Here is a 23657-nt window from a genome sequence, read left to right on the forward strand (position 1 = left end):
CCGTCCGGGTTTGGTGCCGGGCGTGAAACACTCACGGCCATGCGAGTGTTGGTCACCGGCGGTGCCGGGTTCATCGGATCGAACTACGTGCGGCAGGCCCTGACCGGGGCTTACCCCGCGCTGGCCGATGCCGAGCTGGTCGTGCTGGACAAGCTCACCTACGCCGGGAACCTGGCGAATCTGGCACCGGTCGCGGACAGCCCGCGGCTGCGGTTCGTCCGCGGCGACGTGTGCGACGCCACCCTGGTGGCCGACCTGATGCGCGGAACCGACCTGGTGGTGCACTTCGCCGCCGAATCGCATGTGGACCGGTCGATCCAGGGCGCGGCGGACTTCGTGCTGACCAACGTGGTCGGCACCCAGACGCTGCTGCAGGCCGCGCTGGACGCCGGGGTGGGCAAGTTCGTGCACGTGTCCACCGATGAGGTCTACGGCTCGATCGAGCACGGCTCGTGGTCGGAGGATCACGTGCTGGAGCCGAACTCCCCGTACTCGGCGTCGAAGGCGGCCTCGGACCTGTTGGCCCGCTCGTTCCACCGCACGCACGAGCTGCCGGTGTGCATCACCCGGTGCTCGAACAACTATGGGCCGTACCAGTTCCCGGAGAAGGTGATCCCGCTGTTCGTGACCAACCTCATGGACGGCAAGAAGATCCCGCTCTACGGCGACGGGCTCAACGTGCGGGACTGGCTGCACGTGGACGACCACTGCCAGGGCATCGCGCTGGTCGCCGAGAAGGGCCGGCCGGGGCAGATCTACAACATCGGCGGTGGCGTCGAGCTGACCAACCGGGAGCTGACCGACCGGCTGTTGGCCGCGCTGGACGCCGACGAGTCGATGATCCAGCCGGTGATCGACCGCAAGGCGCACGACCGGCGGTACTCGCTGGACATCACCAAGATCAGCGACGAGCTAGGTTACCGGCCGCTGGTGTCGTTCGAGGAGGGACTGGCCGGCACCGTGCGGTGGTACCAGGACAACCGGCACTGGTGGGAGCCGCTGAAGGAGTCCGCGGCCGTTCCGGAGGGCTGACATGACGACCGGAGGCATCGCCGTCCTGGTACCGGGCGGAACCGGGCAGCTCGGCCGGGAGTTGGTCGCGCGGGCCCCTGCGGGCGTCCGGATGCACGCCCCTGGCCGCGCCGAGCTGGACCTGACCCAGGCCGGCGCCGTGATCGAGGCGGTCACCGCGCTCGCCGAGCAGGCCGGTGCGGACGGCCTGGCCCCCATCGTGATCAACGCCGCCGCCTACACCGCCGTGGACGCCGCCGAGACCGACCAGGCCCGGGCGTTCGCGCTCAACGCCGACGGTCCCCGGGTGCTCGCCGCGGCCTGCTCCTCGCACCGGGTGCCGCTGCTGCACTTATCGACCGACTACGTCTTCGCGGGCGAGGCCGACCGGCCGTACCGGGTCACCGATCCGGTCGAGCCGCGCTCGATCTACGGCCTGACCAAGTTGGCCGGCGAGGACGCGGTGCTCGGCTCCGGTGCCAGCGGCTGGGTGGTCCGGACCTCCTGGCTCTACGGCGCGTACGGCCCCAACTTCGTCCGGACCATCATCCGGCTGGCCGACGAACGGGACGCACTGTCCGTTGTGGACGATCAGCGCGGATCGCCGACCTGGACCGGTGACCTGGCCGACGGTCTGTTCGAGCTGGCCGCCCGGATCACCTCCGGGCAGGCGCCCGGGGCGCGGTTGCTGCACTGCACGAACGCTGGCGAGACCACCTGGTACGGCTTCGCCCGGGCGGTGTTGGAGGAGTTGGGCACCGACCCGGACCGGGTACGGCCGTGCAAGACCGGGGACGCACCGCGCCCCGCTCGGCGGCCGGCGTATTCCGTGCTGGCCAACGACTCCTGGACCGAGGCCGGGCTGAGCCCGTTGCGGGACTGGCGGTCGGCGCTGACCGAGGCGTTTCCGTCAGTCGAACACCAGCAGCGAGCGGGCACCCACTCCTGACTCCATCCGGCGGAACGCCGCGCCCACCTCGGACAGCCCGATTCGGTGTGACACCAGGGGTTCCAGGTCCAGGTGGCCGAGGCCGATCTGCTCGGCCAGCCACGGAACGTCCCGGTCGGCGTCCCCCGAGCCGTACACCGACACCGAGATCGTGCGGGCGAAGTGGTACAGCTCCAGCGCGCTGATGCTGACCGCGTCGTCGATGCGGCCGACGCCGACCACGGTGACGTTGCCGCCGCGGCGCACCGCCGACCAGGCGGCGCGGATCGTGACCGCGCGGCCGACGCACTCGAAGGCGTGGTCGGCGCCGCGGCCGCCGGTCAGTGCCCGGATCGCCTTGTGCTGGGTGTCCGAAGCCGGCACGAAGTGCGTGGCGCCTGCGGCGATCGCGATCTTCTCCTTCTCCGGCGAGACATCGACGGCGATGATCGGTCCGGCGCCGGTGAGCCGGGCGCCGGCGATCGCGGACAGGCCGACGCCGCCGAGGCCGATCACGACGACCGACTCGCCGGGCCGCACCCGGGCGGTGTTGCGCACCGCGCCGACGCCGGTGAGCACCGCACAACCCAGCAGCGCGGCCAGGTCCAGCGGAACGCCGTCGGCAAGCGGGACCATGGCCGCCTCGGACAGCACGACCTCCTCGGCGAAGGCACCGACGCCGAGCGCGAGGTGGGTGCCGGTGCCGTCCGACAGGGTGCCGCCGGGCAGGCTGGCGATGCCCTCGACCGCCTTGCACAGGTAGGGCTGGCCGGCCAGGCAGAACCAGCAGCGCCGGCACGGCGGCGCCCAGTTGATCACGACCCGGTCGCCGGGAGCGACCCGGGTGACGTCCGGGCCCACCTCGGCCACCACGCCGGACGCCTCGTGCCCGAGCACCAGCGGGAAGGACGGCCGCAGCGTGCCGTTGACCATGGACAGGTCGGAGTGGCAGATGCCGGCGGCGGCCACCCGGACCCGGACCTGGCCGGCGCCCGGCCCGGGCAGGCTCAGGTCCCTGATCTCGATCTCCGCGTCAGCGCCGGAAACCACCGCCGCAGCAACCACAGTTACCTCCCGCTGTCGGTCCTACCCCGTCTGGACGATGCGTCGATCGCCCGGCGATACGCGGCGACGGTGAGCTCCGCGCACCGGTGCCAGGTGAACCCGCCGGCATGCGCCCGTCGGGTGGCGAGGGCGGACAGGGTCAGCGGCTGCTCCAGCGCCGCCGTGATCGCCGCGCCCATGGCCTCGCTGTCGCCGAACGGAACCAGGCTGGCGTGCCCGCCGGCCACCTCGCGCAGCGCCGGCAGGTCGGTGCACACCACCGGCACGTCCGAGGCCAGCGCCTCCAGCACGGGCAGGCCGAAGCCCTCGTCCCGGGACGGCAGCACCAGCGCGGACGCGCCGGCCACGACGCTGCGCAGGTCCACATCGGACAGATAGCCGACGGCCCGGACCCGGTCCCGGGTACCGCCGGCGTGCCCGGGGCCGACCAGCACCAGCGGCGGCAGGTCGGGGCGTGCCTCGTGCGCCTTGAGCAACCAGTCCAACGCCTTACGCGGCCCGGCGGCGCCGACGAACAGCAGATACTCCGCGGGCAGTCCGACCCGTTTGGCCAGCGCCTCGCTCGGCGGCCGGGCGGTGAACCAGGCCGGGTCCACCCCGAGCGGGGTCACCACGATCTTGTCGGCCGGCACGTCCAGCCGCTCCGCCACCGTGTCGGCCACGGCCCGGGTCGGAGTGCACACCACCGCCGCCCGACGCACCGAGAGCCGGACCAGTTCGGGCAGCCGCGCGTCGCTCGGCGGCAGATCGTCCGGCGCGTCGAGGAAGGCGAGGTCGTGGATGGTGACCACGCCGGCCGCCCTGGCCGCCGCGGGCAACACGAAGTTGGTGCCGTGCACCACATCGGTGAACCCGGCGAACAACTCGACCGGCGGGAACGGGCCGCGCAGCCAGCAGGCGCGCAGCAACCTGGCCGGCACCGGCATGCCACGCGCCTGCGAGCCGTGCGGCAGCACGGTGCGCAGCCGGCGCCAGCCGCGCAGCGTGAACGCCACCGCCCGCATGTCCACATCGGACAGTGAGGCCAGCTCCTCGGTGAGCGCCGCGGTGTACCGGCCGACTCCGGTACGCGCGCCGAGCAGTGGCGTGCCGTCGAGCAGCACGCGCAGTGCGGGGCGGCGGTGGGACCGGCCGGGTCTACTCATCCGGTTCGCTCCGCCCCAACCGCTCGCGGGCCATCCGGCGGATCCGCCCGACCGTGCGCTTGGCCAACTCGGCCGGACCGCCGGACTCCAGATACTCCTTGACCAGCGCGGCATCCCGGCGCAGCACCTCGTTCGGGCGCAGCGCTCGGTTGCGGACCAGCGGCTCCGCGCCCGGCAGCCGGTCCGCGGCCGGCTTGGGGTTGCGACAGAACGCGGTCAGCGGGGCGAGCACGGTCTCCCAGGTGAACCGCTCGCGCACCACGGCGATCCGGTCCCGGGCCGCGCGGGCGAACTCCTCGTCGTAGAGCACCGTTTCCAGCGCGGCGGCCAGGGCCTGCGGGTCCTCCGCCGGAACGACGACGCCAAGCCGTTCGGCCCGGACCAGCTCGGCGAACGAGTCGCCGTCGGTGGTGACGATCGGCAACCCGGTCCACAGGTAGTCGAGCACCCGGGTGCGGAACGCGAACGTGGTCTCCACGTGCTCGTAGTGCGTGGTCACCCCGCAGTCCGCGTCGAGCAGCCAGTTCTGCCGGTCCGCGTAAGGCACCCAGGTCTCGTTGAAGAACACGTGCCGGCCGGTCAGCCCGAGCCGCCCGGCCAGCAACCGGGTCTGCTCGCCGATGTCCATGTCCGGCACCTCGGGGTTGGGGTGCCGCATGCCGAGGAACATCAGCCGGACGTCGCCGTGCCGCTGGGCCAGCAGGTCGATGGCGTGCAGCAGGGTGAGCGGGTCGAACCAGCTGTACACCCCGCCGGCCCACAGCACGACCTTGTCCGCGGTCCCGATGCCGTCGATCCCGCCGCGGATCGGCGAGGTGGTGCGGTGCGGGGGCTTGCCGGGCAACCCGAACGGCGCCACGGTGAGCAGCGAGCGCACGGTCGGGTCGGCGTCGTACACCTGCGGCGTGAGCCGGCCGAGCGCGGCCAGGTGGCCGAGCCAGAAGTGCCGCTGCCGCTCGGAGGCGCACAGGAAGAAATCGCCGCGCAGCAGTTGGGCGTTGAGCACCTTGGTCACGCCGCGCAGGTCCAGCTCGCGCTGCTCGTCGGTGGCGCTCTGGGCCAGATCACGGCCCTGCTCCAACAGTTCCAGGTGCATCGGGTCGTACATGTCGCAGACCACGATCTTGGCCGAACCGGGTTTCTTCAAGCCGGGCAACAACTCCAGCACGTGGCCCTGCAGGATCACGATCTCGGCCCAGTCGGCGTGCCGGCCGAGGTCGGTGCGCCGGGCCTGGAGCACGGTGAACGGCGAGTCCGGCGGCGTGCAGGTCGGATTCACCGTGACCAGCCGGACCTCGTGCTCGGCGCTGAGCACGTCGGCCATGTTCCAGGCCCGGATCGCCGGGCCGGCCATCCGCTCACCGATGGCGTCGCCGGTGACCACCAGGATCCGCCGCCGGGCGCCGAACACCTCGTCGATGCCGAACACCTCGACCAGCACGTCGTGCGCGGCCAGGTAGCGCGGCAGCGGGTAGGCTGGCTCCATCGCCTTGCGCATCAACGGGATCAGGTCGGCGTCGGAGCGGACCCGGGCCGCCTGCTCGGTCGCCCTGGCCGCGGCAAGCGCGGGCAACAGCTCGACGAACTGGTCGATGGCGAGCACGCCGGCCAGCGTGGTGCGCGGGACCGGGACGGTGGCCGGCTCGGCCGCGCCGTGCGTCGGCCGGTTGACGATCTCCAGCTGGGTCGGGTCCAGCCCGCCGCGCGCGGTGGCCCGGCGCACGGTCAGCGCAAGCGCCGCCGGCAGCACCGCGGCCAGCGTCTGGTCGGAGAAGTTCTTGTACAGCGCGGCCAACGCGTTGCGCTCGAGCAGGTACAGCTCCCGCGCCTGATCCGCTGAGTCCACTGTGGACATCGAGGCGTGGTGCCGGTGGTAGGCCAGCGAGCGCGGCTCGTAGCGCACCCGCCAGCCGCGCAGGTTGAGCCGCCAGCCGAGGTCGACGTCCTCGTAGAACATGAAGAACCGCTCGTCGAAGCCGCCGAGCTCGGCGAACACCCCGGCCCGGACCAGCATCGCCGACCCGGTGGCGAACAGCACGTCGCGCGGCTCGTCCTGGGCGGTGTCGGCCGGTTGTCCGGCGTGCCGCTTGTAGCCCATGCCGAACCAGGTCAACCCGCCGTCCACGAAGTCGATCGTGTCGCCGGACCAGTCCAGCACCTTGCTGGCCACCGCGGCCACGGTCGGCTCGTCGCGCAGCACCGCCACCGCCGCGCGCACCCAGTCCGGGTGCGGCCGGGCGTCGTTGTTGAGGAAGGCGAGCACGCTGCCGGTGGCGTGCCTGGCACCCAGGTTGCAGCCGCCGGCGAAGCCGAGGTTGCGCGGTGCCTCGATCAGCTCGACCCCGTCGATGACCCGCAGCCGCTCGGCGCCGCCGTCCCCGGAGGCGTTGTCGACACAGATGATCTGCAGTGCCTCGGCCGGGTAGTCGAGCTCGTCGCGCAGCGCGCGCAGGCAGGTCGCGGTGTCCTCGGCGCCGCGGTAGTTGACCACGATCACCGAGACGGTCGGCAGCAGCGCCGGCTCGGCCACGCGCACTCCTTTTCCTCTCGGTTGTACATAGCCTGCCTCATGCCTACCGGACCCGTGCGCGCAACCGGTCGTTCAGCGGGCGAAGGTGCGCCAGATCTCGTTCCGGGCGGCCACCGAACGGCGGCCGATCCGGCCGCGATCCCGGATCGCCGCCGGCAGCCGGACGGCCAACGCGCCGAGCACCCGGAGCCGTAGCCCGAGCCGGAAGTTCGCCGCCGCCGGCACCGGACGACCCACCAGGCGGCGCACCGGCAGCACCGCGGTGAGCGCGGCGAACCGGGCCAACTCGCGGGCGGCCACCCGGGCCGGGGCGCACCGCAGCAGCATCAGCAGCCGGTTGCGCTCGTTCCACAGGTGGAACCGGGCCGAGCCCGGCCGGGTGCTCGCCCCGAGCAGGTGGTCGGCGCGCGCGGCGGGCACCGGCCGCACGGTCCAGCCGGCCAGTCGCAGCCGCCAGGACGTGTCGGTGTCCTCGTAGTAGCAGAAGAACCCGGCCGGAACGCCGCCGGCAGCGGCCAGGGCGGCCCGGCGCAGCAGTACGGCACCGCCGCAGAAGCCGAACACCTCGGCCGGTTCGGCGGTGTCCGCGCCGTAGCCGAGTGGCGTGAGCCGCACACCGACCGAGGCCGGTCCGCCGTCCGGGGCGGTCAGTGCGGAGCCGGCCGCACCGGCGCCGGGGTCGGCGTCCAACGCGTCCTCAAGCGCGGCGAGCCAGCCCGGCTCGGGCGCGGCGTCGTCGTTGAGCCAGGCGACCAGCTCGGTGCGCACCCCCGGCAGCGCGGCGGCCAGCCCGCCGGCGTAGCCGCGGTTGGCCGGCAGCCGGAGCACCTCCGGCCGGCTGGGGTGGGCGGCGATCAGTGCGGCGGTGCCGTCGTCGGATGCGTTGTCCACAATGACTGTCCGATGTGGACGATCCTGGCCGGCGAGCGCGTCCAGGCAGCGGGTGATGTGCGCGCGGCCGCGCCAGGTCACCACGACGATCGTGGTCCGGGGGGCCGCTGCGGTCATGGGGACCGACCGTACCCTGGGCCGGTGCCGGAGCTTGTCGTGCTCGCCGAGCAGCTCTACGCGCCGGTTCCGGGCGGGACCGGGCGCTACACCGCCGAGTTGCTGGCCGCCCTCACCGCCGATCCGGCGCCCGGCTGGACCGTGCGCGCCGTCACGGCCTGGCACGCCGGCCGGGGTCCGAGCGCCGGGCTGCCGGCGGTGCGCCGGCTTCCGTTGCCCCGCCGGGGTCTCACCGCGGTCTGGGAGCGCGGGGTGCCGCTCTGGCCGGGCGGCGACAGCGTGCACGCGCCGACGCCGCTGGCTCCGCCGCGCCCGCGCCGGGGCCGCCGGCTGGTGGTCACCGTGCACGACACCGTGCCGTTCACCCATCCCGAGACGCTCACCCCGCGCGGCGCGGCCTGGCACCGGGCGGCGATCGCCCGGGCCACCCGGCACGCCGACGCGGTCGTGGTGCCCACCGCCGCGGTCGCCGCGGACCTGCGCCGGTTCGCCCCCGGCCCGGCCCCGGTGCACGTGGTCGGGCACGGCGTGCCGGCGGCGCTGCTGCGCGAGCCCGACCCGGCCGCGGCCGACGCGGTGGCCCGGCGGCTCGGGCTGCCGGCCGGCTACGTGCTCGCCGTCGGCACGGTCGAGCCGCGCAAGGGCCTGGCCGTGCTGATCGACGCGCTGGCCCGGCCGGGCGGGCCGGACCTGCCGCTGGTGCTGGCCGGGCCGGCCGGCTGGGGCGGGGTGGATCCGGCCCGGCTTGCGGTGGACCGGGGCCTGTCGGCCGGGCGGCTGCGGGTGCTCGGCCGGGTCACCGACGCGGATCTGGCCGTCGTGCTGCGCCGGGCCAGCGTGCTGGCCGTGCCCAGCCTGGCCGAGGGGTTCGGCCTGCCGGTGCTGGAGGCGATGGCGGTCGGGGTGCCGGTGGTGCACTCCGACGCACCGGCCCTGGTCGAGGTCGGGGGTGACGCGACCGTGGTCACACCACGGGGTGATCCGGAAGCCCTGGCCACCGCGCTGCGCGACACCGTCAACGGGCGATCCGCGGCCCTCGTGCACCGCGCACGTCGCCGAGCAGCGGATTTCACCTGGGAAAAGGCCGCACGTGAGGTGTGGGAAGTGCACGCCGGGTTGTACCGGTGAGCAATTTCCCTATCACGACAATAGAGTGACCCAGCGAGGCCGTAGTCTCTCTGTGTGACCGCCGAACCCCACGTGCTGATCGACGCGACGGCCGTGCCCGCGGAGCGCGGCGGGGTCGGCCGGTACGTCGACGCCCTGGTGGCCGCGCTCGACGCGGACGGCGCCCCGATCTCCGTGGTCTGCCAGCCGCGCGACGCCGAGCTGTACGGCCGGCTCGCGCCCCGGTCCCGGGTGGTGCCCACGGTCGAGTCGATCGCGACCAGGACGGCCCGGCTGACCTGGGAGCAGACCACGCTGCCGCGGCTGGTCCGCCGGCTCGGCGTGGACGTGCTGCACTCCCCGCACTACACCACGGCGCTGGCCAACCCGGTCGCCTCGGTGGTGACCCTGCACGACGCCACGTTCTTCACCGACCCGATGCTGCACCATTCGATCAAGGCCCGGTTCTTCCGGATCTGGACCAGGACGGCGCTGGCCAGAGCCTCGTTATGCGTGGTGCCCAGCGAGGCGACCGCGGCCGAGCTGACCCGGGTCGCCCGGGCCGATCCCCGGGGTCTCGAGGTCATCCTGCACGGGGTGGACAACGAGCAGTTCCACCCGCCGTCACCGGACGAGGTCCGCAAGCTGCGGGCGCTGGTCGGGCTGGACGATGTGCCGTACATCGCCTTCCTCGGCGCCCTCGAGCCGCGCAAGAACGTGCCGGCGCTGATCCGGGGGTTCGCCACGGCCAGCCGCAACCGCACCGAGCCGGTCGCGCTGGTGCTCGCCGGGCAGCCCGGCTGGGACCACCAGGTGGAGCAGGCGCTGGACGACGTGCCGCACCGGATCCGCGTGATCAGGTGCGGTTACCTGCCGTTCGACGGTCTGTCCGGCTTTCTCGGCGGCGCCGAGCTGGTCGCCTACCCGAGTCTGGGCGAGGGCTTCGGTTTCCCGGTGCTCGAGGCGATGGCCTGCGGCGCCTGCGTGCTGACCACCCGGCAGCTCGCGCTGCCGGAGATCGGCGGCGACGCGGTGGCCTACTGCGGAGTGGGCGCCGGAGACATCGCCGCCGGGCTGACCGAACTGCTCGACGACTCGGCCCGGCGGGCGGCGCTGGCCGCCGCCGCGCAGCGCCGGGCCAAGGACTTCTCCTGGGCGGCCAGCGCCGAGGCGCACCGGGCCGCCTACGCCCGGGCCCACGTGCTGCACCGCCGTGGCCGGTAGGGAGAATGCTCACCCGTGACCGAGCCCAGGCAGTACGGCGATGAGCTGGCGGTGGTCACCGTCACCTACTCGCCCGGCGAGACGCTGGACCGATTCCTGGACACCCTGGACAAGGCCACCGGGCGCGCGGTCCGGGTGATCCTCGCGGACAACGGATCCGTCGACGGGGCGCCGGAACGCGCCGCCGAGCGGGACAACGTGACCCTGGTCCGCACCGGCGGAAACCTCGGCTACGGCGCCGCCGCCAACCGCGGCGTCGCGGAGCTGCCCCCGGCCTACGGGTGGGTCGTCGTCGCCAACCCCGACGTCGAATGGGCCCCCGGTGCCCTCGACACCCTGCTCGAGGCGGCGCAGCGGTGGCCGACCGGCGCCGCGTTCGGCCCGCTGATCCGCAACCCGGACGGCTCGACCTACCCGTCCGCGCGGCTGCTTCCCTCCCTGGGCAAGGGAATCGGCCACGCCATCCTCGGCCGGGTCTGGCCCCGCAACCCGTGGACCACCGCGTACAAGCAGTCGGAAACCGAGGTCACCGAGCGCCCCGCCGGTTGGCTGTCCGGCTCCTGCCTGCTGCTCCGCCGCGCCGCCTTCGACGAGATCGACGGCTTCGATCCCCGCTACTTCATGTACTTCGAAGACGTCGACCTCGGCGACCGCCTGGCCCGCGCCGGCCACCGCAACGTCTACGTCCCCACCGCCGAGGTTCTCCACATCCAGGGCCACTCCACCGCCAAGGCCGCCCCGGCCATGCTCACCGCCCACCACGACAGCGCCTACCGCTACCTCGCCGACCGCCACCCCGGCTGGCGCTGGGCCCCGGTCCGCGCCGCCCTCCGCGCCGGCCTCTCCCTCCGCCTCCGCCTCGAAACCCGCGGCCAGCGCTGAGTAAAGCGCGCGCCCGGCGGAGCCGGGTACCGCCTTGCTCGCGGGTGGTGGGTAGGCCGCGCTGGGCCGGGCTCCGCGTCGGGCTCACTGTCCGGCTCCGCCTCGAAATCCGCGGCCAGCACTGAGGAAAGCGCCCGGCGCCTGCGGCGCCGGGCGCCGCAGGCGCCCGGCCGAGCCGGCCGAGCCGGGCACCCCGCATGCTCGCGCACGGCGGGAACGCAACACCCCGCATCTCAACTCGCGGCCAGCGTTAGAGACCGCCGTTGATCAGCCGTCCAGGCGTTGGGAGAGGCTGGAGCGGGTGGCGGGGGGTTGTTTGACCGTGGGGACGAGGCCCTCGACGTGTTCGGGTTGGGGTTCGGGGTCGGGCTCGGGTGGCGCCCAGCTCATCGCCACCGGCTCGCGGGGGGCGCGCTCGGGGGCGCGGCGCGCGGGAGGCGCGGGGCTGGCCAGGCTCTGGGTGGCGGCTTCCTGCGCGATGGCCGGGCGGGTGTCCTCGGGTTCGACGGCCGGGAGGGACATGGTGGCCTCGGGGTCGTCGTCCCGCCGGTCGATGGCGGACACCAGGTTCCGGGGGATCTGCAGTGTGCTCGCGGCGTCCATCGGGGAGATCGCGCTCTCCGGCGTCACCACGAACGAGCCGCGCGCGCGGGCCCGCGCCAGAGCGGCATCCGCCCGCTCACGGGGATCCATGCGTCGATCTCACCTGCCTTGCGTGACCGGCTTGCGCCGCCAGCGTAAGTCTTCCCGGTGTTGCGCGTCAGTCAAGTCGCGAAACCGGGTGATCACACAAGCCCTTGGTGGCCCCGTTTCCGCAGCAGTTCGGTCAGCCGCTTGATGTCCTGTGCCCGGTCGCGCCGGCACACCAGCACCGCGTCGGCCGTGTCGACCACGATCAGGTCGGTGACGCCGAGGGTGGCGACCAGCCGGTCGGCCGGCACCACGATCACGCCCTCGCTGTCCACGGCCAGCACCGGACCGCCGCGACCCGGCAGGGACACCACCCGTGCGCCGTCCTGGTCGCGGCCGAGCAGCTCACCGAGGGTCTCGAAGTCGCCGATGTCGCTCCAGCCGAAGTCGCCGGGCACGGTGCCGACCCGGCCCTCCCCGGCGGCCGGCTCCATCACCGCGTACTCCACGGCCACCTTCGGCACGTCCGGCCACAGCTCGGCGAGCACGTCGTGCTGCCGGTCGGTGTCCCAGGCCTGCGCGATCAGCCGGATCGGCTCGTAGACGTCCGGGCGCCGGGTGGCCAGTTCGGCGAGGAACACCTCGGTACGCCACAGGAACATGCTGGCGTTCCACAGGTACCGGCCGGACTTGAGGTACTCGGCGGCCACGTCGGCGCTGGGCTTCTCCTTGAACTCCAACACCTTCTGGATCGCCGACGGGCGCGGCGGCTCGGTGCAGCGCAGGTAGCCGTAGCCGGTTTCCGGCCGGGTCGGGGTGATCCCGATGGTCATCAGCGCGCCGTCCCTGGCGCCGGCGACCGCGTGCGCGACCACCTCGCCGAACGCGGCCGGGTCGGCGATCAGGTGGTCGGCGGCGAACGAGGCCATCACCGCGCCCGGGCTGCGCTTGTCGATCACGGCGGCGGCCAGGGCGATCGCGGCGCACGAGTCCCGGGCCAGCGGCTCGACCAGGATGTTGCGGTCGGGCAGGTCGGGTAGCTGGCGGGCGACCGCGGCGGCGTGCGCGGTCCCGGTGACCACCAGCATCCGCTCGGCGGTGCACAGCGGGGCCAGGCGGTCGAACGTGGCCTGGAGCAGCGAGCGCTCGGTGCCGGTGAGCGGGTGCAGGAACTTGGGGTTGGCGGCGCGGGACACCGGCCACAGCCGGGTGCCGCTGCCGCCGGCCGGTACGACAACGTGCAGTTCCGTCGAGGTCACCCGGGTCACTGTAGCCAACCTGCGGGTAGCGTTCTGCGCCGTGGCGGAGCGCAGCTGGACCCCCGGGTTCGTCCTCGATCTGCCCGCCCTGCTGGCCCCGCTGCGCCGCGGTGGCGGCGATCCGGCGTTTCGCCGGGACGGCACCGGGATCGTCTGGCTGGTGAGCAACACCACGGCCGGCGTTGGCACGCTGGCGGTGCGCCGGGCCGGTGGCGCGGTGCTGGCCAGCGCGTGGGGGCCGGGCGCGGACGAGTTGCTCGGCGGGCTGCCGGCGCTGCTCGGCGACGGCGACGACGACAGCGACTTCCAGGCCCACCATCCACTGGTGGCCGAGACGAGGAGACGACTTCCGGGGCTGCGGCTGGGGTCGGTCGGGCGGGTGTGGGACGTGCTGTTCGCCGCCGTGCTGGAGCAGAAGGTGACCGGCTACGAGGCCAGACGGTCGTGGCGGGAGCTGTGCCGCCGGTTCGGCACGCCGGCTCCCGGCCCGGCGCCGGCCGGGATGGCCGCGCCGCCGACGCCGCGCGCGGTGCTCGGCATCGCCGACTGGGAGTGGCACCGGGCCGGCCTTGACGGGGCCCGCAGGCGCACGCTGATCGCGGCCGCGCAGGTGGCCCACCGGCTGGAGGGCGCGGTCGCGCTGCGCGGCGAGCCGGGCCGGGCGCTGCTGCGCAAGGTCCCCGGAATCGGGGTGTGGACCGCCGCCGAGATCGCCCAGCGCGCCTGGGGGGACGCCGACGCGGTCAGCGTCGGCGACTTCCACATCCCGTCGATCGTCGGCTACGCCCTTGTGGGCCACAAGCTCGACGACGACGGCATGCTCGAGGTGCTCGCCCCGTACGCCCCGCACCGGCACCGGGCGGTCCGCTACATCGAGGCGAGCGGCTTCCGCAAACCCCGGTTCGGCCCCCGGTACGCGGGCCGGGACTACCGGTCGATGTAGGACGCCGCGGCGAGCATCGCCGGCAGGCCGGAGCTTCCGGTGGGGTCCGGCGGCAGCGCGTGCACCGGCCACCACTGCAGGTCCAGCGACTCCGCGCTGCGCACCGGTTCGGCGCCGGCCGGGGCGCGCAGCCGGAACCGGACGTCGAAGTGCCGGGTGGGCACGCCGAGCGAGCAGGTGATCGGGTGCACGTCGACGTGCACCGGGCCGGACTCCACCCGCAGGCCGGGAATGCCGGACTCCTCGACGGCCTCGCGCAGCGCGGCGCCGGCCAGCGTCCGGTCGTCCGGTTCGCAGTGCCCGCCGAGCTGCAGCCAGGCACCCACCCGGGGGTGCAGGGTGAGCAGCACCTGCTCGCCGGTCGCGGAGAGCACCACGGCGGAGGCGGTGATGTGCCCGGGCGCGCAGGACCGCTGGCAGGCATCCGGCCGGGCGGCCAGGAAACCCAGAAACGCCTGGCGCAGCGACTCCTGGTCGGGTGCGGCCGGACGCCAGCGGGTCAGCTTCGCCACCGCGTCGGCGTGCAGCGTCACCGGATCACCAGCCGGTCGGCCGGGTCGGCCGGCACCCGGGGCGCGAGTGGTCCGGCGGCGGGATGGCCGATCGCCACCGCGCCGAGCGGTTCCCAGTCGGCCGGCAGCTCGAGCACCTCGCGCACCACGGGCGCGCAGAAGATCGTCGAGGAGACCCAGCACGACCCGAGGCCCTCGGCGGCCAGCGCCACCAGCAGACCCTGCACCGCGGCGCCGCCGGCCACGGTGAACATGATCCGTTCGGCTCCGGCCCGCCGGGCGTCCGGATAGTCGTGCGCCCCGGCCATGACCAGGAACGGCAGCACGATCTCCGGCGCGCCGTAGAGCAGATCGCCGCGCCGCACCCGGTGCTCGACCCCCTCGGCCGGCATCCCGTCGGCGCGCAGGTCGGCCCGCCACGCCTCGCGCATGGCGTCCAGCAGCCGGGCCCGCCGGGCCCGGTCGGCCAGGTGCACGAACCGGACCGGCCGGGTGTGGTGCGGGGCCGGTGCGGACAGCGCGGCCGCGACGGCCCGGCGCAGCGCCCCCTCGTCCACCGGAGTGTCGTCGAACTCGCGGATCGACCGGCGCAGCAGCACGGCCTCCCGCCGGCCCTGCGCGATCGCCGCGTCGGCGCCGAGCCGGAACAGGTCGTCGGCCACCGGCCGGACCAGATCCCTTGCCACGCCGGGGTTCGCCCCGATCCGCAGGCCGCGCACGACGGCCACCGGAACGCCGCCGAGCTTGCCCTTCACCAGGTCGGCGGCGGCCGCCACCTCGTCGGCCACGGCCACCTCGGTGACCTCCAGCTCGTTGCCCTGCGGGTCGATCTGGCCGGCGTAGCGGTGCAGCACCTCGAGCCCGGAGACGCCGATCGCCACGTCGGTCTGCCCGATCCGCCAGGCCCGGCCCATCGTGTCGGTGATCACCACGGCCACCTCGACGCCGAGCCGCTCGCGCAACCCGTTGCGCAGCGCCAGCGCCGAGGCGTCCGGATCGGCCGGCAACAGCGCCAGCTCGTCACCGGCCACATTGGACGCGTCGACCCCGGACGCGGCCTGCACGATGCCGAGCCGGTTCTCGGTGATCAGGGTCCGGCCCCGGCTGGCGAGCACCCGCACCGCCTCGTCCAGCACCAGCTTGCGCCGGGCGTCGTCGCGCGCCTCCTTCTCGGACGGCACGGCGATCAGCTGGCCCTCGATCTTGGAAACGATCTTGCTGGTCACCACCACGATGTCGCCGGAGCGCAGCCAGCGGGCGGCGCGGGCGATGGCGCCGGTCAGATCGTCGCCGGGCCGGAACTCGGGCAGCCCCTCGACCGGCAGGATCTCCAGCTTCCCCGGCGCGGCGTGGTCAGCCATGGGTGATCCCGGCCAGCTCGAACGCGGCCCGCACCATCTCGGCGGTGGCGTCCACCGACGACATCAGCAGCGGCACCGAGCGCACCGCGACGCCGGGCACGTCCGCGGTGTCCGTGGCGTGCACCAGCCAGCCGTCCAGCACCCCGGCAGCCGACCGGGCACCGTAGTGCCGGCCAACCGCCTGCGCCGTCGTCTCGACGCCGATCGCGGCCAGGCAGGCGTCGGCCATGCCGCGCACCGGGCGGTCCTGCACGATCGGCGACACGCCGACCACCGGGGCCTCGGTCTTGGCCAGCGCGGTGCGCAGCCCCGGGACGGCGAGCACGGTGCCGATGCTGACCACCGGGTTGGACGGCGCGAGCAGCACCACGTCCGCCGCGGTGATCGCCTCGACCACGCCGGGCGCCGGGTTCGCCTCGTCCGCGCCGACCGGCACGATCGAGTGCGCCGGCAGCGCGGCCTTGTGCCGCACCCACCACTCCTGGAAGTGCACGGCGGTGCGCTCGCCGGTGTCCGGGTCGTCCACCACCACGTGCGTCTCGACCCGGTCGTCGGACATCGGCAGCAGCCGCACGCCGGGCCGCCAGCGGTCGCACAGCGCCTCGGTGACCGCGGAGAGCGGGTAGCCGGCGCGCAGCATCCGGGACCGGATCAGGTGCGTGGCGAGGTCCTTGTCGCCCAACCCGAACCAGTCCGGGTCGGCCCCGTAGGCGGCCAGCTCGTCCTTGACCACCCAGCTCTCCCCGGTGCGCCCCCAGCCGCGCTCCTGGTCGATGCCGCCGCCCAGGGTGTACATGCAGGTGTCCAGGTCGGGGCAGACGCGCAGGCCGTGCAGCCAGATGTCGTCGCCGGTGTTGACGATCGCGGTGATCTCGTGGTCCGCCGCGCCGGTCGCCGGCAGCCCGAGCGCCGCCTTCACCCCGAGCAGAAACCGGGCCCCACCGACCCCGCCGACGATGACGACCACCCTCATGGCGGCGATCCTGCCACGCGGTGCCGAACCGCCTACTAGCGCAGCCAGAAGAAGAAGATCGCGCTCCCGTTCTCGGCCCAGCCGACGTCGCCGCCGATGGCCTCGAACACGAGGTCGGCCACCGCGAAGAAGGCCCGGCCGACGTCCGGGATGCCGATCAGGACGGCGAACAGGACCAGCGGCGCCCACGGTCGGGCCTTGGCGCCGAACCGCTGGGCCGCCGGGGAAAGGTACGGCTCGATCGCGCCCCAGCCGTCCAGGCCGGGGATCGGCAGGATGTTCAGCACGAACGCGAGAACCTGCAACGAAGCCAGGAACGACAGCGCGTAGGTGAGGCCGGTGCTCGGATCGAACGCCTCGATCGAGAAGATCAGCAGTCCGCCGAGGGCGAGGTTGGCCAGCGGCCCGGCGAGGGAGACCATCGTCTCGACCGCCTTGGAGCGCAAGGCGTAGTGGTTGATCCACACCGCGCCGCCGGGCAGCGGGATGCCGCCGATCGCGAGGAACACCAACGGGATCACCAGGCTCAGCACGGGATCGGTGTACTTGCGCGGATCCAGGGTCAGGTAGCCCTTGAACAGCACCTCGCGGTCGCCGCCGCGGAACGCCACGAACGCGTGCCCGAACTCGTGCAGGCACAGGGAGACGCACCAGCCGCCGAGCACGAGGAGCACGGTTCCGGCGGTGACCGTGACGCCGGTCAGGTCCTCGCCGACGGCGACCAGCACGCCGCCGACGATCGTGATGGCGAGGAGGCCGAGGAAGACGGGAGACGGGCGCACCAGAGATCGCTGCACGAGACCAGTCTGTCAGTTGCCCGATCGGGCATTTCGGCACCTCGGCGGGCCGGCCGAAGGTGTCATGATCGCTATACCCCATCACCCACATAGGTGCCGGGCTTGACTCGCCGAGATCACACGAGTGTAATCACACCGATGTCATTCGCCGCCGAAGGCGCGCGGGTGGTGTCCGCCGGCCGGGGAGTGCGAAAGGCGAGGAGGCGGACCTAGGTGTTCGGAATCATCGGTATGACCACCGACGGGAGTCGCGTCGTGGAGTGGGGGGAACACCCTCTGGAGGAGCTGGGGGTGTTCGCCGAGCTCTTCGATGAGACGGAGGAGCAGGAGTGGCAGGAGCGCGCCCTGTGCGCGCAGACCGACCCCGAGGCGTTCTTCCCGGAGAAGGGCGGGTCCACCCGCGAGGCCAAGCGGATCTGCCAGGGCTGCGAGGTGCGCGCGGAGTGCCTGGAGTACGCCCTGGCCCATGACGAGCGGTTCGGCATCTGGGGCGGCCTGTCCGAGCGGGAACGGCGGCGGCTGAAGAAGCGCGCCGGGTAGCTACCGGCGGGTTCGCTGCCCGCATGGCAGTCTTGCGCGGGTGCCCCGTTTACGTGCCCCGATGCCGGCGCTGCGCACGGCGCCCGTGCTCGCGGTACTGGTCTGTCACGACGGGGAGCGGTGGTTACCCGAGGCGCTTTCCGCGCTGCGCCGGTCGGCGCCGCGCCCCCGGCACCTGCTCGCGGTCGACACCGGTTCCACCGACGGGACCCCACGGCTGCTGGCCGACGCCGCCGAGGGCGACGACCGGGTGCTCGACGGGGTGCTCACGCTGCCGCGGGACACCGGTTTCGCCGCCGCCGTGCACGCGGCCGTGGCGGCCGCGCTGGACCGCTGGGGTGACCCGGGCGGCTGGATCTGGGTGCTGCACGACGACTGCGCGCCGGACCGGGACTGCCTGGCCAACCTGCTGATCGCCGCCGACCTGGCGCCGTCGGTGGGTGTGCTCGGGCCGATCGCGCTGGACTGGACCGATCCCCGGGTGGTGCTGGAGGCCGGCCTGTCCACCGATGCCGCCGGTCACCGGCAGACCGGGCTGGGCCAGGCGGAGCTGGCCCGGCACTTCGAGCAGAGCACCGAGGTGCTGGCGATGTCCTCGGCCGGGCTGCTGGTGCGCCGCGAGCTGTGGCAGCGGCTCGACGGGTTCGACCGGGCCATCCCGGCGATGCGCGAGGACGTCGACTTCGGCTGGCGGGCCAACCGGGCCGGCGAGCTGGTGCTGTGCGTGCCGGCGGCCCGGCTGCGGCACGCGTGCGCGGTCACCGCCGGGGAGCGTGGCCTGGACGTCGGTCCGGCCGGGCTCGGCTCGGCGCCGCGGGTCCTCGACCGGGCCTACGGGTTGCGCACGTTCCTGGTGAACTGTCCGACACCGGCGTTCCTGCTCGGGCTGCCCCGGCTGACCGTGCTGTGCCTGCTGCGCGCGCTCGGGTTCGCCGTGCTGCGCCGGCTTGGCGATGCCCGGGCGGAGCTGCGCGCGCTGGGCTACCTGCTCGGCGGGCACGCGGGGCTGCGGGAGGCCCGGGCCGCCCGCCGCGCGGCCGGTCAGTCCGGGTCCGTGCGCGGCCTGTTCACCAGCCGGTTCACCCGGCTGCGCAACGGGGTGCGGGCCGGGCTGGCCCAACTCGTGCGCCGCCGGGTCGAGCAGGACGCGGCACTCGGCGAGCCGGACCCGGACGCGGTGTGGCTGGCGCCGGAGGGCCAGGAGCCGCCGCGCCGTCCGGTCGGGCCGCAGGCGCTGCCGGCCGGGGTCACCGGCCGCCCCCGCCGCCCGGCCGGCCTGCGCCGGCCGGCCACCGCGGTGGCGGTCGCGCTGCCGGCACCGGACCGGCCGCGCCCGTCCCCGTTCCGCCGGGACGGCTCCGGCCCGCCGCAACCCGACCTGCTGCTGGTCCAGGTCAGCCGGGGCCGGCTGGTCCGCGAGGTGTTGCTGGCCCCGCCGCTGCTGCTTCTGCTCGGCCTGGCCGGGATCGGGCTGCTGGTCAACGCCGGCCGGCTCGGGCTGGACCTGGCCGGCGGGCGGCTGCTCCCGGTGCCCGGGCTGCCCGAGGTCTGGTCGGAGTACGTGGCCACCTGGCATCCGGTGACCGGCGGCACCGCGGCCCCGGCCCCGGCCGCGCTTGCCCTGCTCGGCGGCCTTGGCACGGTGCTCGCCTTCGCCGGTGGCGCGCCGGCCGCGGTCGCCCTGCTGCTGCTCGTCGACCTGCCGCTCGCCGGGCTGTCCGGGTACGTCGCGACCCGGCGGCTCCCGGTCCGGCGCTGGGTGCGGGCGCTGGTCGCCGCCGGCTACGCGCTGCTCCCGCCGGCCACCGCGGCGGTGGCCCAGGGCCGGCTGGACGTGGTCGTGGTGCACGTCCTGCTGCCCGCCGTCGTGGCCGGGATCACCAGCCTGTTCGTCCGGTTCCGCACCGCCGCGGGCGGCACGAACTGGCTGTCCACCGCGGCCGGCACCGCGCTCGGGCTGGCCGCGATCGGCGCGTTCGCACCGCTGGTGCACCTGATGCTGATGCTCTACGCGCTCGGCGGGTTCGTGCTCGTGCCGGGCCGCCGCGGGCAGGGCGGACGCCGGGTGGTGGCGCTGTTCATGCTGGTGCTGATGCCGTTGGTGCTGCTGCTGCCCTGGCCGGCGGTGGTGATCCTGCATCCGGGCGTGGTGGCGCACGGGGTCGGCGGCTGGGTGGCCGAGCAGCCGGTGTCCCCGGTCGAGCTGATCGCCCTCGACCCGGGCGGGCCGGGCGCCGGTCCGCTGGTCGGGCTGGCCGTGCTGGCCGCGCTGCTGGCCGCGCTGGTGCTGCGGCCGCACCGGGCCATGCTGCCGCCGCTGATCCTGGTGCTGCTCGGGGTGCTCGCCGTCGTGGTGCTGCGGGCGTTCCCGGCGGTGCCGTTGACCGGCGGCCCGGCCGAGCACGGCTGGACCGGCGCCGGGCTGCTGATGGCCGGCTGGGGGATGCTGCTCGCGGTGCTCGCCGCGTGCCGACCCGGCGCGCAGCGCCCGGCGGCACTGCTCCGGGGCGCCGCCGCCGGGGCCGTGCTCGGGCTGGTGGGCCTGACCGCGGGCGTGCTGCTCGCCGGACCGGACGGCCCGCTGCGCTCCGGGGGCGGCCCGCGGCTGGCCGACACGTTGGCCAACGAGCTGATCCGCACCGGCCGGGCGGTGCTGGTGGTGCCCGGCGATGGCGGTCCGGTGCGGCAGGTCGCCGGCCGGCAGCCGCGGTTCGCCGACGACGACCTGGCGCCGGTGTCCGGCGCGACCACCCGGCTGTCCGCGCAGGCCGACGACCTGCGCTCGGCGGCACCGGAGCGGGTGCGGGCCGCGATCGCCGCGGCGGCCGCCGCCGGGGTGGTCTTCGTCGTGCTGCCGGACTCCGGCACCGGCGACCGGGTCCGGGCCGCCGCAGGCGACCTGGTCAGCGCCGCACCGCCCACTTCGGACGGCCGGCCGGTGCTGCGGATCCAGCTGGCCGCCGGCGAGGTGGTGCTGCTCTCCCCGGAGCTGGCCCGGCAGGCCACCATCGGCGCGACCCCGCCGACCACGCTCGGAGTGGGCGGCCTGGTCCCGGTCGACGCCGCGCCGCCGGAGGTCGCGGTGCGGGTCTCGGACGGTCCCGACGGCCGGCTGCTCGTGGTCGCCGCCGAGGAGGAGCCGGGCTGGCAGGCGACCGTGGACGGCCGGCCGGTCCCGGTGGGGCGGGCCTGGGGACACCTGGTCGCGGTGCAGATGCCGACCAGGTCGGCCGAGGTTCACGTGGAACAACCCGGCACCCTGCGCGCCGTCCTGCTCGTGGTCCAGGCCGCGGCCGTGCTGTTCACCCTGCTCACCGCCATCCCCGGGCGCCCGCGCCGGACCGCGGCGGCAGCCCGCGCACGGTGACGGCGCGCGGAACCAGAAGGCGCGGTCAGGTCTCGCCCTCGATCGCGCCGGGGTCCAGCCCGAGGTAGCTCGCCACCTGCTCCACCAGCACCTCGTGCACCAGGTCGGCAAGGTCGGCGGCGTCCTTGGCGCGCGCCTCCAACGGGCGGCGGTACAGGACGATCCGCGCCCTGGTCGGCATGCCGCGCCGGTCCACCCCGGCCGGGACCAGCCGGGCCAGCGGCACGCCGGAGTCGGCGAGCACACCCTCGGGCGGGGTCTGGCTGCGCTCGACGCCGTCGACCTCCGGCACGTCGTCCACGGCCACGTCGAGCTTGGTCAGCTCGGTGCGCCAGCGGGCCTCGATCGGCTCGAGCGCCTCCAGCACGAGGGCGTCGAAGCGCTGCGCGCGGGTGCTGGCGGCGGGCAGTGACGAGGGGAACAGCGAGCCGCGCAGACTACGGCCGTGCCGGTCGCGGGTCCGCCGGCTGCGTCGGCCCAGCTCCTGGTAACCGCGGCCACTCACCACGTCAGCAGACTACGCGGCCGGCGCTGCGGTGTGGCGGCGCAGCCGGGTCATGGCGAAGCGCTATCGTCACCGATCGTGCGGAGCGTGCGACGGTGTTCCCGGGCTGGTTGTGCCAACCCGGCGGTCGCCACACTCACCTACGCCTACGCCGACTCCACCGCGGTGGTCGGACCACTCGCCTCCTACTCCGAGCCGCACAGCTACGACCTCTGCGAGGAGCACGCGCTGCGGCTGACCGCGCCGCGCGGCTGGGACGTGGTGCGCTACGACGGCGAGTTCGCCGCCCCCGAACCGTCCGTGGACGACCTGACCGCGCTGGCCGAGGCGGTGCGCGAGGCCGGCCGGGTGGACCGCCCGGTCGAGCAGCCCGACCCGGCCGACCCGTTGGGCGGCCGGCGCGGCCACCTGCGGGTGCTGCCCGATCCGGTCGGGGACTGACCGGCCGGCCGAGCACCGCCGGTAGGCTTTTCGCTGGCAATGCTGAATTCGGGCCGTTCATGGGAGCTTCGGTGCGCGATCTGTCGGGCGTGGTCAAGGCCTACGACATCCGCGGCATCGTCGGTGCACAACTCGACACCGACGTGGTGCGCGACATCGGGGCCGCCTTCGCCCGGCTGGTCGGTGGTGCGGCGATCGTGATCGGGCACGACATGCGGGCCTCCTCGCCGGAGCTGGCGAGCGCGTTCGCCGATGGCGCCGTCCAGGAGGGCCTCGACGTGATCATGCTCGGGCTGGCCAGCACCGACATGCTCTACTTCGCCTCCGGCAGCCTGAACCTGCCCGGGGCCATGTTCACCGCCAGCCACAACCCGGCCGCCTACAACGGGATCAAGCTGTGCCGGGCCGGTGCCGCGCCGGTCGGCCAGGACACCGGCCTCGCCGACATCCGCCGGGAGGTCGAGGCGGAGCAGCCGATCCGGCACGCCGGTCCGCCCGGCACGGTGCGGACCCACGACCTGCTCGCCGACTACGCCGCCTACCTGCGCGGGCTGGTCGACCTGTCCGGCAGCCGCCCGCTCAAGGTCGCGGTGGACGCCGGCAACGGTATGGGCGGCTTCACGGTGCCGTCGGTGTTCGCCGGGCTGCCGATCGAGATCGTGCCGATGTACTTCGAGCTGGACGGCACGTTCCCCAACCACGAGGCCAACCCGCTGGACCCGAAGAACCTGGTCGACCTGCAGGCCAAGGTGCGCGAGGTCGGGGCGGACGCCGGCCTGGCCTTCGACGGCGACGCCGACCGCTGCTTCGTGGTCGACGAGCGCGGCGAGCCGGTGTCGCCGAGCGCGGTCACCGCGCTGGTCGCCGCGCGCGAGCTGGCCAAGGAGCCGGGCGCGATCGTGATCCACAACCTGATCACCTCGAAGGCCGTGCCGGAGATCATCGCCGAGCGCGGTGGCAAGCCGGTGCGCACCCGGGTCGGCCACTCGTTCATCAAGGACGAGATGGCGCGCACCGGCGCGATCTTCGGCGGCGAGCACTCCGCGCACTACTACTTCCGGGACTTCTGGCGCGCCGACACCGGAATGCTGGCCGCGCTGCACGTGCTGGCCGCGCTCGGCGAGCAGGACCGGCCGCTGTCCGAGCTGACCGCCGAGTACAGCCGGTACGCGGCCTCCGGCGAGATCAACTCCACGGTCGGCGACCAGGCCGAGCGGATGGCCGCGGTCAAGGCGGCGTACGCGGGCGAGGCCGGGGTGGAGGTCGACGAGATCGACGGGCTGTCCGTGCACCTGGCCGACGGCAGCTGGTTCAACCTGCGCCCGTCCAACACCGAACCGCTGCTGCGGCTCAACGTGGAGGCGGCCGACGCCGCCGCGGTCGCCGCCCTGCGCGACCGCGTGCTGGCCATCGTGCGAGCCTGACCGGG

General features: G+C 74.4%; 21 protein-coding genes. 10 read left to right on the top strand and 11 right to left on the bottom strand.

Annotated features, from left to right (window positions below):
- The first annotated feature begins 39 nt into the window (after positions 1-39).
- Both rfbB and rfbD read left to right on the top strand, forming a co-directional pair.
- Entirely contained in the window at positions 40-1032 is a 993-nt protein-coding gene (gene rfbB, locus VFV67_RS34830) for a dTDP-glucose 4,6-dehydratase (RefSeq protein ID WP_326474983.1), read from the top strand.
- Between the two features lies 1 nt (position 1033).
- Positions 1034-1960 (top strand): dTDP-4-dehydrorhamnose reductase, encoded by a 927-nt coding sequence (gene rfbD / locus VFV67_RS34835; protein ID WP_326474984.1) that lies wholly within the window; start codon positions 1034-1036, stop codon positions 1958-1960.
- On the opposite strand, the gene VFV67_RS34840 is transcribed toward rfbD, so the two are convergent.
- The 4 genes from VFV67_RS34840 to VFV67_RS34855 form a co-directional block, all read right to left on the bottom strand.
- Positions 1922-3004, bottom strand: coding sequence for an alcohol dehydrogenase catalytic domain-containing protein (locus tag VFV67_RS34840; protein ID WP_326474985.1), 1083 nt, complete (start codon positions 3002-3004; stop codon positions 1922-1924). The two genes, rfbD and VFV67_RS34840, sit on opposite strands and share 39 nt — an antisense overlap.
- Positions 3005-3006: 2 nt before the next feature.
- The gene (locus VFV67_RS34845) at positions 3007-4149 is read right to left on the bottom strand and encodes a glycosyltransferase family 1 protein (protein ID WP_326474986.1); all 1143 of its coding nucleotides are present in this window, start codon (positions 4147-4149) and stop codon (positions 3007-3009) included.
- Positions 4142-6679, bottom strand: coding sequence for a glycosyltransferase (locus VFV67_RS34850; protein ID WP_326474987.1), 2538 nt, complete (start codon positions 6677-6679; stop codon positions 4142-4144). Before VFV67_RS34850 ends, VFV67_RS34845 begins: the two co-directional genes overlap by 8 nt.
- A 72-nt stretch (positions 6680-6751) precedes the next feature.
- A complete protein-coding gene (locus tag VFV67_RS34855; RefSeq protein ID WP_326474988.1) occupies positions 6752-7687 on the bottom strand; it encodes a glycosyltransferase family 2 protein in 936 nt (311 codons plus the stop codon).
- A gap of 24 nt (positions 7688-7711) precedes the next feature.
- On the opposite strand from VFV67_RS34855, the gene VFV67_RS34860 reads away from it, so the two are divergent.
- Genes VFV67_RS34860 through VFV67_RS34870 form a run of 3 tightly spaced genes read left to right on the top strand, consistent with a single transcriptional unit; the run spans position 7712 to position 10900 of the window.
- Positions 7712-8815, top strand: coding sequence for a glycosyltransferase family 1 protein (locus VFV67_RS34860; protein ID WP_326474989.1), 1104 nt, complete (start codon positions 7712-7714; stop codon positions 8813-8815).
- A 54-nt stretch (positions 8816-8869) separates the two neighbouring features.
- Positions 8870-10018: a glycosyltransferase family 1 protein gene (locus tag VFV67_RS34865; protein WP_326474990.1), complete on the top strand. Its 1149-nt coding sequence runs from the start codon at positions 8870-8872 to the stop codon at positions 10016-10018.
- Positions 10019-10033: 15 nt separating this feature from the next.
- Positions 10034-10900 (top strand): glycosyltransferase family 2 protein, encoded by an 867-nt coding sequence (locus tag VFV67_RS34870; protein ID WP_326474991.1) that lies wholly within the window; start codon positions 10034-10036, stop codon positions 10898-10900.
- 267 nt (positions 10901-11167) lie between these two features.
- Here VFV67_RS34870 and VFV67_RS34875 read toward each other — a convergent pair whose 3' ends face one another.
- Together VFV67_RS34875 and VFV67_RS34880 are read right to left on the bottom strand one after the other, a co-directional pair.
- Positions 11168-11593: a hypothetical protein gene (locus tag VFV67_RS34875; protein ID WP_326474992.1), complete on the bottom strand. Its 426-nt coding sequence runs from the start codon at positions 11591-11593 to the stop codon at positions 11168-11170.
- Between the two features lie 92 nt (positions 11594-11685).
- Complete coding sequence (locus tag VFV67_RS34880) at positions 11686-12789, bottom strand: mannose-1-phosphate guanylyltransferase (RefSeq protein WP_326474993.1); 1104 nt, start codon at positions 12787-12789, stop codon at positions 11686-11688.
- A 40-nt stretch (positions 12790-12829) separates the two neighbouring features.
- On the opposite strand from VFV67_RS34880, the gene VFV67_RS34885 reads away from it, so the two are divergent.
- Positions 12830-13732, top strand: coding sequence for a DNA-3-methyladenine glycosylase 2 family protein (locus VFV67_RS34885; protein ID WP_326474994.1), 903 nt, complete (start codon positions 12830-12832; stop codon positions 13730-13732).
- Here VFV67_RS34885 and VFV67_RS34890 read toward each other — a convergent pair.
- From VFV67_RS34890 to VFV67_RS34905, 4 genes are read right to left on the bottom strand one after another with little or no spacing between them, the layout of a single operon-like run.
- The gene (locus VFV67_RS34890) at positions 13717-14265 is read right to left on the bottom strand and encodes an NUDIX hydrolase (RefSeq protein ID WP_326474995.1); all 549 of its coding nucleotides are present in this window, start codon (positions 14263-14265) and stop codon (positions 13717-13719) included. The two genes, VFV67_RS34885 and VFV67_RS34890, sit on opposite strands and share 16 nt — an antisense overlap.
- A complete protein-coding gene (locus tag VFV67_RS34895) occupies positions 14262-15605 on the bottom strand; it encodes a coenzyme F420-0:L-glutamate ligase (RefSeq protein ID WP_326474996.1) in 1344 nt (447 codons plus the stop codon). Before VFV67_RS34895 ends, VFV67_RS34890 begins: the two co-directional genes overlap by 4 nt.
- Positions 15598-16578 carry a 2-phospho-L-lactate transferase gene (cofD, locus tag VFV67_RS34900; protein WP_326474997.1) on the bottom strand — a complete coding sequence of 327 codons (981 nt, stop codon included), beginning with the start codon at positions 16576-16578 and terminating at the stop codon, positions 15598-15600. Before cofD ends, VFV67_RS34895 begins: the two co-directional genes overlap by 8 nt.
- A 35-nt stretch (positions 16579-16613) precedes the next feature.
- Positions 16614-17375 (bottom strand): site-2 protease family protein, encoded by a 762-nt coding sequence (locus VFV67_RS34905; protein WP_326474998.1) that lies wholly within the window; start codon positions 17373-17375, stop codon positions 16614-16616.
- A gap of 231 nt (positions 17376-17606) precedes the next feature.
- On the opposite strand from VFV67_RS34905, the gene VFV67_RS34910 reads away from it, so the two are divergent.
- Positions 17607-17915: a WhiB family transcriptional regulator gene (locus VFV67_RS34910; RefSeq protein WP_326474999.1), complete on the top strand. Its 309-nt coding sequence runs from the start codon at positions 17607-17609 to the stop codon at positions 17913-17915.
- 40 nt (positions 17916-17955) lie between these two features.
- Complete coding sequence (locus VFV67_RS34915) at positions 17956-21282, top strand: glycosyltransferase family 2 protein (protein ID WP_326475000.1); 3327 nt, start codon at positions 17956-17958, stop codon at positions 21280-21282.
- Positions 21283-21307: 25 nt separating this feature from the next.
- On the opposite strand, the gene VFV67_RS34920 is transcribed toward VFV67_RS34915, so the two are convergent.
- Positions 21308-21790 carry a metallopeptidase family protein gene (locus VFV67_RS34920; protein ID WP_326475001.1) on the bottom strand — a complete coding sequence of 161 codons (483 nt, stop codon included), beginning with the start codon at positions 21788-21790 and terminating at the stop codon, positions 21308-21310.
- A 75-nt stretch (positions 21791-21865) separates the two neighbouring features.
- Here VFV67_RS34920 and VFV67_RS34925 point away from each other — a divergent pair, with 75 nt between their 5' ends.
- On the top strand, positions 21866-22228 hold the full coding sequence (locus VFV67_RS34925; RefSeq protein WP_326475002.1) for a DUF3499 domain-containing protein: 363 nt from the start codon (positions 21866-21868) through the stop codon (positions 22226-22228).
- Between the two features lie 71 nt (positions 22229-22299).
- Positions 22300-23652, top strand: coding sequence for a phosphomannomutase/phosphoglucomutase (locus VFV67_RS34930; protein WP_326475003.1), 1353 nt, complete (start codon positions 22300-22302; stop codon positions 23650-23652).
- The last annotated feature ends 5 nt before the right edge of the window (positions 23653-23657 follow it).

The sequence above is a fragment of the Actinophytocola sp. genome (assembly GCF_035762905.1).
In the GTDB taxonomy this organism is placed as follows: Bacteria; Actinomycetota; Actinomycetes; order Mycobacteriales; family Pseudonocardiaceae; genus DASYTH01.